This is a genomic window from Neobacillus sp. FW104-15D2 (assembly GCF_058790155.1).
On sequence record NZ_JBYTCJ010000014.1, the window covers coordinates 16,997 to 29,221 of the forward strand.

10 protein-coding genes are annotated in these 12,225 nt (G+C 36.5%); 3 read left to right on the forward strand and 7 right to left on the reverse strand.

The features are described from left to right. Nucleotides 1-163 precede the first annotated feature (163 nt). Entirely contained in the window at nt 164-1,180 is a 1,017-nt protein-coding gene (locus AC3WR0_RS12620; protein ID WP_492552645.1) for an oxidoreductase, read from the forward strand. A 198-nt stretch (nt 1,181-1,378) separates the two neighbouring features. Here AC3WR0_RS12620 and rluF read toward each other — a convergent pair whose 3' ends face one another. Beyond that, the gene (rluF, locus tag AC3WR0_RS12625; RefSeq protein ID WP_492552646.1) at nt 1,379-2,095 is read right to left on the reverse strand and encodes a 23S rRNA pseudouridine(2604) synthase RluF; all 717 of its coding nucleotides are present in this window, start codon (nt 2,093-2,095) and stop codon (nt 1,379-1,381) included. A gap of 824 nt (nt 2,096-2,919) precedes the next feature. Here rluF and AC3WR0_RS12630 point away from each other — a divergent pair. Then, complete coding sequence (locus AC3WR0_RS12630) at nt 2,920-3,276, forward strand: nucleotide excision repair endonuclease (protein ID WP_027323615.1); 357 nt, start codon at nt 2,920-2,922, stop codon at nt 3,274-3,276. A 94-nt stretch (nt 3,277-3,370) separates the two neighbouring features. Here AC3WR0_RS12630 and AC3WR0_RS12635 read toward each other — a convergent pair whose 3' ends face one another. After that, nucleotides 3,371-4,201, reverse strand: coding sequence for a TetR/AcrR family transcriptional regulator (locus AC3WR0_RS12635; RefSeq protein WP_492552647.1), 831 nt, complete (start codon nt 4,199-4,201; stop codon nt 3,371-3,373). A gap of 99 nt (nt 4,202-4,300) precedes the next feature. On the opposite strand from AC3WR0_RS12635, the gene AC3WR0_RS12640 reads away from it, so the two are divergent. Beyond that, a complete protein-coding gene (locus AC3WR0_RS12640; protein WP_492552648.1) occupies nt 4,301-7,384 on the forward strand; it encodes an efflux RND transporter permease subunit in 3,084 nt (1,027 codons plus the stop codon). Between the two features lie 239 nt (nt 7,385-7,623). Here AC3WR0_RS12640 and AC3WR0_RS12645 read toward each other — a convergent pair whose 3' ends face one another. The 5 genes from AC3WR0_RS12645 to AC3WR0_RS12665 all read right to left on the reverse strand — a co-directional run bounded on the left by AC3WR0_RS12645 (nt 7,624) and on the right by AC3WR0_RS12665 (nt 12,033). Continuing rightward, on the reverse strand, nt 7,624-8,598 hold the full coding sequence (locus AC3WR0_RS12645; RefSeq protein ID WP_492552649.1) for a hypothetical protein: 975 nt from the start codon (nt 8,596-8,598) through the stop codon (nt 7,624-7,626). Next, nucleotides 8,598-9,539, reverse strand: coding sequence for an ABC transporter permease subunit (locus AC3WR0_RS12650; RefSeq protein WP_492552650.1), 942 nt, complete (start codon nt 9,537-9,539; stop codon nt 8,598-8,600). Before AC3WR0_RS12650 ends, AC3WR0_RS12645 begins: the two co-directional genes overlap by 1 nt. Before the next feature lie 112 nt (nt 9,540-9,651). Further along, nucleotides 9,652-10,080, reverse strand: coding sequence for a DUF1284 domain-containing protein (locus AC3WR0_RS12655; protein ID WP_492552714.1), 429 nt, complete (start codon nt 10,078-10,080; stop codon nt 9,652-9,654). Between the two features lie 190 nt (nt 10,081-10,270). Beyond that, entirely contained in the window at nt 10,271-10,975 is a 705-nt protein-coding gene (locus tag AC3WR0_RS12660) for a DUF421 domain-containing protein (RefSeq protein ID WP_492552651.1), read from the reverse strand. Between the two features lie 140 nt (nt 10,976-11,115). Continuing rightward, nucleotides 11,116-12,033, reverse strand: coding sequence for an aldo/keto reductase (locus AC3WR0_RS12665; protein ID WP_492552652.1), 918 nt, complete (start codon nt 12,031-12,033; stop codon nt 11,116-11,118). Nucleotides 12,034-12,225: the final 192 nt, after the last annotated feature.

Here is a 12,225-nt window from a genome sequence, read left to right on the forward strand (position 1 = left end):
TCAAATGTAAGCCTGTATTCGAACAACTCATACAAATAGTACAGCACCTCCTAGTATGATAAACTTATCATTTTAAGAGGTGCTTTTCATATTTAAGATAGTTATGAAGTCTAAACAGTTGCAACAGAAGATAATAAATATAAATAAATTTCAGGAGGTTGCTATGCTTACTATTGGGTATATTGGAAATGGGAAAAGTACGAACAGATATCATCTGCCGTTCGTACTGCAAAGAGAGAATATAAAGGTAAAAACAATTTATCAAAGAAATCCTAAGCATGAAAGCTGGGTTAGGATTGCAGGAGTAAATTATACTTCTGATTTAGATGAATTATTAAATGACAAAGACATTCAACTCATTGTGATTTGCACAAGAACTGACAGTCATTATGAATACGCAAAACTAGTGTTAGAACATAATAAGAACTGTTTAGTTGAAAAGCCTTTTATGGAAACCTCAGAACAGGCAAAAGAAATTTTTGCATTGGCAAAAGAGAAAGAATTAATTGTTCAGACGTATCAAAACAGACGTTTTGATAGTGACTTCTTAACAGTTCAAAAGGTCATTGAAGAAGGAAAAATAGGAGACTTGCTGGAACTGGAAATGCATTATGACTATTATCGACCCGAAGTACCTGAGTCTGTTCATTCCTTTAATCCTGTTGAGTCATTCTTATATGGACATGGCTGTCATACACTGGATCAGGTTATTAGCTATTTTGGTAAGCCGGATCATATAGATTATGATGTAAGGCAATTACTAGGACAAGGAAGAATGAATGATTATTTTGATTTAGATTTATATTATGGCAAGTTAAAAGTATCTGTAAAATCCAGTTATTTTAGACTTAAAGAAAGACCCAGCTTCGTCGTTCATGGCAAAAAGGGATGTTTTGTGAAAGAAACCAAGGATCGTCAGGAAGAACATTTAAAGGTATTTTACATGCCTGATAACAAAGATTTTGGTATAGATACATTAAAACATTATGGTGTACTTACATATGTTGATGAAGAAGGTACAATTCACGAAGAAAAAGTGAAATCCGTAAATGGTGATTATGGAAGAGTATATGATGATTTATATGAGACAATCATAAATGGTAAAGATAAAACCATTACAGACGAACAGACACTACTGCAAATGGAAATATTAGAAACTGGAGTTAAAAACTTAAAGTAATATTAAAGGTGATTCTGTTGTAGATGTTCTTGATTCATGAAAAACTGCCGGTATCGTAGGTGCGGTGAACCGTATCATAAGTAAATGAGGGTTTTTTATTATAGTTTTGAGAAACCTCATAAAGAAGTAACTAGCATCCTTTAAAAACAAAAGAGAGTGGGCCGAAACTGTTTTATTCCGGCCGACTCTCTATTTATTTCACCATTCTTTTGGCTCGTAATTTAGATCGTTAAATAATTGAGTGCGTTCTTTCTTTGATAAATCCCTCCATTGTCCAACTGGAAGGTTACCTAAAGGAATATTCATAATACGAGTTCGTTGCAGGCGACAAACCTCATATCCAAGTGCTGAACACATACGGCGAATCTGCCGGTTTAAGCCTTGTGTTAAAATGATTTGAAAAACATACTTAGATAGCTGTTCAACTTTACAAGGCAGCGTTTTTGTATCTAGTATTTCTACTCCTCCTGCCATTCTTTTTAAAAACTCTGGAGTAATTGGCTTGTCTACTGTAACGATATATTCCTTTTCATGCTTATTTTCAGCACGTAAGATTTCGTTAACTATGTCTCCGTCATTAGTTAGGAGGATAAGACCTTCTGAATCTTTATCAAGCCGCCCAATATGAAATATTCTTAATGGATGGTTGACTAAATCAATAATATTTCCTTTTATATGTCTTTCTGTCGTGCTAGTAATACCAACGGGTTTATTTAGGGCAATATAAACGTAATTTTTTGCCACTTTGATCGGATTTCCACCGAGACGAACATCATCCCCTGGCTCAACTTGGCTTCCTAATGTGGCCACTTTTCCGTTAATAGTGACTTTTCCTTCACTAATCAATTTATCTGCTCCGCGCCTGGATGTTTTTCCAGACTCTGAAATAAATTTATTTAATCGCAGATTAAACACATCCTTAAAGGAGATATTGATATAAGAATATCCAACTAATCCTGTATTTTCAAGAGGTTATTAAAACTTCATTTAGAAGGATAGCGGTGAACCCTATCATAAGTAATTGCGAAAAAGCTTGTCATAATTAGAGAGAAACCTTATATAAGTGTAGCCTATATTAAAATAAATGAAACCAACTCTAAAAGTAGAGTTGGTTGTTACATTATATATATAATGGTTTATGCAAAACAATACTCTCACCTGAAAAACTATACAGCAGGATTCAAAAAAAGATGCTCCCTATCTAGTGCAGGGACCATCTTTTCGTATGGTGTAACGCTTTTCTAATTAATTTTTCTTAGCTGCAGTTGCGGTGTAGGTTCTTGTATTTGAATTATAATTTACTGTTATAGTGTAAGTTAATCCATCAATTGTATAATCTTTGGTGCTAGAATTCTGTTCAGAGAGGTTGGGTTTGCAATATTCTCATCTAATATTGTATGTGTCACCGTCCTTAGGTGTTAGAGCTGGTTTCATACTTTATCGGTTCTTACCCAATGTTTTGTCCATCAAGTCTTTTCATTGCTCTAATTAAATTCCTAAACCGAAAAAGAAAAACACAGAAGCTATCGATAATTAACACAATATCAAATTAAACTTTATGTGCAGGAAAGGAGAAAGGAGGGATATTTCGCTAAATTCTCTTTCGATGTTAGAAGGGTTCCAGTGAACCTTACAATAAATAAATGTGCTTTTTAACATTGACTAAGTAACAAATACAAGGTAAATACTACTTATTATGGTAACATAACAGTAAATAAGGAAAGAGGAAGTGAATGTAGTTGATAAATATAACGATTCCAGACCCAAGTGTTACAATTACAAAACAGAATAATCCTGAGCTCAGCGATATTTATGGGTTTACTGATTTTCATCTTATCCCTCGGGATAAGGGAGGGATTTTTATGTTTTATAACAATAATAAGGAGCTATTGTTTGTTGGGAAGGCTAGGAAGTTAAGACAAAGAATCAAAAAACATTTTGAGGATAACGTATCTCCAATGAAAATGCACAGAGATGAGGTTGCTAAAATTTCTGTTTGTATAATTGAAGATCCTGTACATAGAGAAATTTACGAAACGTATATTATTAATGAACTCGAAGCAAAGTACAATATAGATAAAGTGTTTTTCAAATAAACAAGATTAAATAAAAGCAATAAGTGCAGTCAGTCCAGACTTCACTTATTGCTTTTTTCTTTTTAGCGGTATTCTGCTTAAAGTTTATAGTTTTTTAAAACCCATAATAACTTTGAAGTAAATAGGCAGTCCATTTACAATGTGGATGATTTCGTATATTTTCTATTAATCCTTTCACAATAGCAGGACTAAGGGTCGGTTCTAGCAGCTGCTGCTTTAGTAGTTGTAAGGATTCTTTTTCAATTGACTCTTCCATTTCTTCTATCTTTGTTTGAATGTTTTCGAGAATCTGTTCCTTAGAGTCTTCTTCAGTCATCGGCTGCTTTATCACTTGCATCAGTTCCTCTGAAATAAACGGCAGTTTTGTATGGCGCGCTAATAGATTTGTTTTTTCCACAAGTGATTCTGACAATAGATTGAGATTTAACGGAACATTATAGAATAGAAACAAGTGGGAATATGTATTTATAAAGCCTTTAATACAATACATCAAATCATATTTAGTCTGTCTGACCTCTTCCCCATAAAACCGTTCAATCATCAATAAGATGATTTTTTCTGTCTGCCGGTCGTAGTAATGCATTTTTTTAATTAGTTCTTCATTAAAAGTTTGCGTTTGCTCTTTCATAAGAATTTTTGCAAAATCAGAATGCTGGTGAAAGGAATAAAAGGCTGCAAAATAAAATTCATATAAAAGATTTTCATTGTTCGTTTTTCTGACTGTGTAGTCAATGTCAGAAGTGAATTGCATCATAAAGTGATCAATCAATCCTAAAATCAATTCATCTTTGGACTTGAAGGATAAGTAAAAAGCACCTTTGGATATACCGCAGTATTCTGTTATTTGTTGAACAGTTGTAGCCTCAAACCCTTGTTTAGCGAAAAGTTCTAAAGCTTTTTCCATAATTAATTGTTTTTTTATCATTTTATTTTTTCGCTCCTAAGGTAATTCGTTGACAATTGACTGGATGGTCATTATTATAAGTAAATGAGCTCGATAAGTCAATTTAGGGTAGGTGTAGTAGTGAAAGGTGTAGTCAATTTTGTCCTAAGGAATAAATTAGCCGTATGGCTGCTGACCATTATCATTACAGTGTCTGGAATTTACTCTGGTACACGTATGAACATGGAGACAATTCCAAATATATCTATACCATACTTAATGGTCATGGATGTATATCCTGGTGCCACTCCAGAAAAAGTAATGGAAGATGTGTCCATGCCGATTGAGAAAGCGGTAGAAGGACTTGAAGATGTAAAAGCTGTTTACTCAAATTCATATTCTAACATGTCCAGTCTTCAAGTTGAATATGAATACGGTATTGATATGGCTGAGGCCAAGAGAGCCTTAGAATCTGCGTTAGATTCAGTAAAATTACCCGATGGAACACAAGAGCCGAAGGTGACGGCAATTAACATGAATATGATGCCTGTTGTGGCTCTCAGTGTAAGTAGTTCAAAGGAAGATATTGTTGGATTAACCTCGACAGTTGAGGATAACCTTCTTCCAAAAATTGAAAAAATCGACGGTGTGGCGTCTGCCACGACTACTGGCCAGCATATTGAAGAAGTAGACCTTACGTATAACAAAGCAAAGTTAACTGAGTTTGGATTAACCGAAGATAAAGTGAAGCAAATGATTCAGGCAAGTAATATGGCCGTTTCACTAGGACTTTATCAGTTTAAACAGGGTGAACAAGCTGTCGCTATTGACGGCAAGTTCATGACAGCTGAGGAATTAAAGAATATGCTGATTCCTGTTACTCCATCAGCAGCCCATCCATCCCCATTTGTAAAGCTCAGCGATATTGCCGCGATTGATGTAGTGGGTAAAGTTAAATCGTTATCACGCACAAATGGTAAAGAGGCTATTGCTATTCAAATTGTTAAAGAGCAGCAAGCCAACACAGTGGATGTGGTCAACAATGTGAAAAAGGTAATCAAGGAACAAAAAACAAAAATTGATGGACTGACCATTGATGTAACACTTGACCAGGGTAAACCGATTGAAGAATCCGTTAGAACCATGGTGGAAAAGGCTTTATTTGGTGGTTTGATTGCGGTGTTAATCATTCTGCTATTTCTTCGTGATTTTAAATCTACGATTATTTCGATCGTGTCTATTCCAGTCTCCATTTTCATGGCCTTACTGATATTAAACTGGATGAATATTACGCTTAATATTATGACCCTTGGTGCAATTACGGTGGCCATTGGCCGTGTTATCGATGACTCAATAGTCGTTGTTGAGAATATCTACCGTCGCCTTCATTTAAGGGAAGAAAACCTAAATGGACGCGCCCTTGTTCGCGAAGCGACAATTGAAATGTTCAAACCAATTCTTTCATCGACGTTAGTAACGGTTGCGGTATTTGCACCACTTATTTTCGTTGGCGGCATGGTCGGGGAGCTGTTTACCCCATTTGCCTTAACAATGACCTTTGCGCTCGGCGCTTCATTACTAGTGGCGATTACGGTTGTTCCGGCACTTTCTCACTTCTTATTTAAGAAAAAGTTATATGGTGAAAAAACAGAAAAAAGTCATAAAGAGGCAGGAAAGCTAGCTAACTGGTACAAAGGGGTTCTGAATAAGGCATTAAACCATAAAGTGATCACTTCAATCATTGCTATCGTCCTATTAGCAGGAAGTTTGGCGTTAACACCATTAATTGGTTTTAGCTTTATGGGCAGCGAAGAAGATAAAGTGATGTATTTAACGTACACCCCGCAAGCAGGCGAGCTGCCTGATGAAACCATGGCAAACGTTAAAGTGGTAGAAGAGAAAATGCTCAAACGGGATGATATTAACATCGTTCAAATGTCACTCACCGAAAAGGGCGATGAAATGGCTGCGATGATGGGTGGCGGAGGAGGCGGTGCCTTAATGTACCTCATCTTTGATCCTGACATGGAAGATTTCCCTAAAGTTCGTGATAGAATTGAAGACTATGTTAAAAATCTCGGCCAGTCAGGAGAGTGGAAGTCACAGAACTTCTCTCCAACTTCGATGAATTCAAATGAGGTCAGCTATACCTTCTACAGTGATAATCTAGATAAACTAAACAAGTCGGTTAAGATGGTAGAAAACGTACTGGATAAGAGAAAAGATTTAAAAGACGTTACTTCTAGTGCTGAGGATGCTTACGTTGAGTATACCTTTAATGTGGCACAGAACGATTTAATCAAGTATGGGTTAACGACAGGGCAGATTGTCATGATGTTAAACCCTAATAAAACACAGGATGTTCTAACCACAATTGAAAAGGATGGAGACACTTTAGATGTCATTGTCCAGCAGGAACAATCTAAAAGACCAGAATCCATTAATGATATTCTGTCAACGCCAGTTCCAACAGCGCTTGGTACAACCATGCCTCTTTCTGATCTTGTAACCGTGAAGAAAGGTACAACACTCAATACGCTGGCCCGTAGTAAGGGTGAATACTACGCCAATGTATCAGGAACGATTCTTGGTAAGGATGTTTCAAAAGTAACTTCTAAAGTCGATAAAGAAGTTCATAAGCTGGATTTACCGAAAGGTGTTACAGTTGGAACGGCCGGTGTACAGGCGGATATGACAGAAACCTTTACACAGCTTGGGGTAGCGATGCTTGCGGCAATCGCAATTGTGTACTTCATCCTTGTTGTAACCTTCCGTGAAGGTGTTGCACCATTTGCGATTCTATTCTCGTTGCCATTTGCGGTAATTGGTTCATTTGTTGGTTTATTAATAGGCAAGGAAACAATTTCGGTATCTGTCATGATGGGTCTATTAATGTTAATCGGTATAGTGGTAACGAATGCCATCGTGCTGGTAGACCGTATAATTCATATGGAACGTGATGGTATGGCTATGCGAGAGGCGGTTCTAGAAGCCGGTGCAACGCGTCTGCGCCCCATACTAATGACAGCAATTGCCACAATCGGTGCATTAGTTCCATTAGCACTTGGCTCAGGCGGAGGCGGATTAATCTCAAAAGGTCTTGGTATTACTGTCATCGGTGGTTTAACAAGCTCAACGTTATTAACGTTAATTGTTGTACCAATCGTTTTTGAAGTACTATCTAAGCTATTCAAGAAAAATCGCCGAGAAGAAGAAGAAAATTAATTCATTGGCCCTGCAAGTTGATTCGTCATCTTGTAGGGCTTTTTTTGGCTAATAAGAATTTATATACATAACTTCTGAACGCACGACGGACAGGTTAAGGAAAGCTTCGGCATTTTAAAGAAAAGGAATAGGGGTTAATTGAATAATGGAAAAGCAGATAATAAGGACAATACGATAACCTGGTGGGGAAAGAATACAGCAAATAAACAAAGGGGTAGTAGGCCCCTTTGTTTTTTTAATTAAAGTTTTATGTTAGCTGTTTCCTTTTTTCTTAAACGTGGTAAAAAGGGTTTCCTCGGTGGTCCCATAGAAATTAATCCTCTTTGTTTTCTTAAATGGTAGTCTAATATACCCTCGCCCAAACAAACGAAAGAAAACATGGATAAGGTAATAAATAAAGAGCTAAATAAAGGTATCCATGGAAATGCATCAAAGTCTATTAAAACATCGAATAAAAACATTGGCCAAACAAGAGCTGTATTATCGATTGAATACGAAGGATGTTCCCCTTGAGCCAAAGACTGAGAAATAAAAATTCCGAAAATCCCTAACTGTCCCAGTAAAAATAGCATACTGCCCAAATGCTGAACAAAATAGGCAACCCACTGCGGATAGCAGCCCGGCCAATAATATCTTTTCCACAGTCCATATGGCTTAGAGCCAGATATAATTCCAGCCTCATAATAAGTTGTTTTTTGAATAAGACTGACACCTTTGTAAACAACGTCACCAACTTTTCCAAGTTCAAATATTATTAAAAAACTAACCATCCAAATTGCCCGGTGAGGGGAAAATATAAAAAAGGGAATGGTAGAAACGATAATGATGTAAAAAAATACAGGTATTCTTGAAAATAAATAATTCCATGCCTGTAATAATAGCCGGAAAAAGGTCAAATGTGCTGCCGCGATGCCAAAAGGAAGTGCCAATAAAAAGGTAGAAAGGGAAATGGCAAAAACGGTTGTTAACGTCCCGCGTGTGCCCATAATTAAGGCACTGTATATATCTCTTCCATGTTTGTCTGAACCTAATAAAAAGTCTTTATTTGGTGTATAGGGAGGGAGAATAAAATCAAGATTGCTCTCTGGACCTACAACATAACTATGAGGAGGAACGTTTTTATCAACATGTGGCAAATAAGGACCAAAAACAAAAAAGATGGCGAGCATACTGCACCCTATTATACCAATCCATAAAGAAGGTATTTTCTTCATTAAAAATCCCCTCCTCTTTTTGGATCCAGGACATAATTTAGGATTTGGTTTATCCATTGTGCAAGAAGCAATAGAACCATTAATAATAGGCTAAAACCTATAACAGCAGGTGCATCAATCGGCAAAGGTTCGCCTGCCATGATTGAATATCTAATGTGTATAGCAGTGATTAAACGCCATCCAATGCCGTGATATAAGGTTAAAAATTCCACAACAAACATACCGGAAAATAACATTAATATAATAGGCATAAAGTGCTGAAGTAATTTAGGATAGCAGTTTCCAAGAATATGTTTCCAAAGTACTACTCGGTCAGGAACACCTTTTGCTTTTGCTGTTTTAATATAATCCATTTCATCTTCCTCTTCCAATGCCTGGAAGGTGTATCTTGCGATAACAAATGCAGGATACATGGATAAAAAAATGATTGGAAAAAAGAAACTATACCAAACATCATTACCGAACATATGTATTTTTGGAAAGCCATGGTTCATTGCCACAGATAAAAAAGTCTGGAATAGGAAAATCAGAAAAAAGTCAGGTACTGCCTGGCCCATCCAGGTAGAGCCTCTTCCAAAAAACTGTCCTAATTTATGGGCTTGAAACCGGTAATCAAAAACACCTTTGCATATCCCGAAAAATATACTCAGAACCATTGCAGGAAGCAAAACAATAATACTCCTCTTAAAGTAAAATAACAGCTCAGATTCCACAGGCTGATCAAATTTAGTGGTCCCGAGGCTTTTTTTCGTTTTTACTTCCTCAAAATAATCATCAATATTTTTTTCATAGTTTTTCCAGGTGAAATGATAGGACATAATATCCTTCACACCAACCCGGTGTGATACCGTATCCCGTGGCAGTAAAACGATTAATATAACAATTGTTGCCATACAAACCCAAAGTAACAGACTGCTTAATAAGCGTAAAAAAAGATTCAATTCATTTTCCTCCCCTAGGAAAGCAAGGTGGAGTTCCCTATATTAATAGTATTACAAATTATTGAATTATTTCAATATATTTTCCAAAAAGCTAAAGTCTTACTAAAAAAGGTTATCTAAGTTCTTGATAGTCATATTTCTCCCGAAGCTCTGAAATTCCCTCTTTACAAACTCCATAGGGAAGCCAGGAGCAGCCTTTACATATAAGATCCAAATCATTTGGCTTCACTTTTTCTGCTGTTAATTGAACTAAAAAGGATTTTTTATAAACAGTACCTTCGCTTAAACCAAGGTGCTGAATAACATTGTGGTCCATTGATAATACATGTTCATTAGAGTCTTCGTTTGCCTCACAGGTGGTTTTTCCTTTATGAGGGCAAGCTCCGCAAGTATCGTCTAATGCTGCCACCACTTTTATTTGAAAGTCGTTACTATCATCTCTTATTTCTTCTACAACACTGCTCATTTTTTTTACAAACTCCGGGCTATATCCCATACCACGAAAACCATGAACGCATAATAAATGGTGACCTCTTAACATCAAATCCAACCCTATCACTCCTTATATAAAATTATATCAGTTTTTTCTGACACCTTTATATAATTTATGAAGAGATTATTTTAGACTGGATTTTCTTTTTGCGGGGAAAGCCGATAAAAGGAGACCCCGCTGCACATAGCGCAGAGGAGTCTCCTTTTCCAGGAATCAATATGCAAATCTAAGTGCCTAACTACTTATATAAAAAAACCTTCAAGTTATCTTTTCCATCAAGAGTTGCAAGCAGAACGTTTTTTACTTCAGTATGATATAAACTTTCTAACCTGGATGTAACCCAGACTTCGTCTTTCTTAATTTGTTTTAATTCCATGGAGTTAATTTTACCTTCCTTAATAACTATACACGGCAGGTTGAAGGGTTCTGTCTCCATATTGAAGGATGCAGGTGTAAGTGGCTGGTATTTTGGATTTAAAAAAAACGAAATTTTTCCATCCGCTTCCCAAATTGCAAGGGATACTTTCTTTACATCATCTACTTTTTCTTCACGAAGCTCTTCTAAAAGAACATCAATTGATATTCTTGCTTTTTTTAATCCTTGATAAATAATTTCTCCGTCTTTCACAATGGTGACTGGCGCATGGTTAATTAGTTTTCTAAACCATGGACATTTAAGAGTCATAAAAATGCCCCCGAGATACAGCACCACCAATACAATGGTTGATATAACAGAACCTTTAAGTCCAATATGTTCATCTGATAATGGATGAGCAATAATATTTCCTATTACCAGGGCAATAACAAAATCAAGAAGTCTTAATTGGGAGATAGCCCGCTGGCCCAAAATTTTTGCAACTAATATTAAAAATAGAAAAGCTACTAAAGCCCGAAGAACCCACTCAAATGCGGTAAGCGTATCCTGGCTTTGAAAAAAATCCATTTAGGACACATCCTTTAACCCAATAAGCTATCAATTAGTTTAACACTAATGTTATTTTTATAACCCTCAATCGCCGGTAAACAGTCCTTTGAGCCAATAAAAAAACGAGTCACTATTGTGCCTCGTTTAAAAAACTATATTTACGGAAGGATATTGCCTGCAGCGCGATAAATACTATACCATTCTTCTCTTGTAAGACGTACTTCGCTTGCTTTTACGCAGTCCTTTAGCCTGTCAACATTCATAGTGCCGATAACGGGCTGCATTTGAGCAGGGTGGCGTAAAAGCCAGGCAATGGCGATAGTCGTGTTGCTTACCCCGTATTTTGCGGCAACTTCATCAATCTGTTGGTTTAATTCGGGAAATTTATCATTACCAAGGAATACACCTTCAAAGAATCCATATTGGAAAGGGGACCATGGCTGAATAGTGATATCGTTCAGCCTGCAAAAATCAAGGATACTGCCATCCCGGTTTATGGCTGAATCATTTTCCATATTTACATTGATTCCATTAGAAATCATATTGGCATTAGTAATACTTAATTGCAGCTGGTTTGCAATAATAGGCTGCTTTACAAATTTCTTTAGCAGCTGAATTTGCATTGGATTTTGATTAGAAACTCCAAAATGACGTACTTTACCTGAAGTTTCAAGGATATCAAAGGCTTCAGCCACTTCTTCGGGTTCCACAAGAGTATCCGGACGGTGCAAAAGCAAAACATCAAGATAGTCAGTTTTCAAACGCTGAAGAATTCTATCTACAGATTCTAAGATATGTTCTTTTGAAAAATCAAACATTCCCTTGCGAATTCCACACTTTGATTGGAGAATAATTTTCTCTCGAATATCTGCGTTCATATGGATGGCATCTGCGAAAATTTCCTCACATTCTCCTCCACCATAAATATCCGCATGGTCGAAGAAGTTAGCACCTTCTTCTAAAGCTGTTTGGACGAAGCGCTCAGCCTGTGGTTTTTCTAGCGAGTTAATTCGCATACAGCCAACGGCTACTACAGGAACCTCTAAAGAACTACTTCCCAGTTTCATTTTTCTCATGGACCATTTCCTCCAATGTTTAGAGTTGGTTGACTTAGTGGAATGGTAAAAAGATTTATTGATCCTTTTACATCCAGCCTAAATACCTGAATGATTGAAACACTTAGATATCGTACCTATTTTGACACACTAGTATGATAACTATCAATATTTATGCTGGGAGGAAAATCTTTTCGTGAGAACATGATGAAA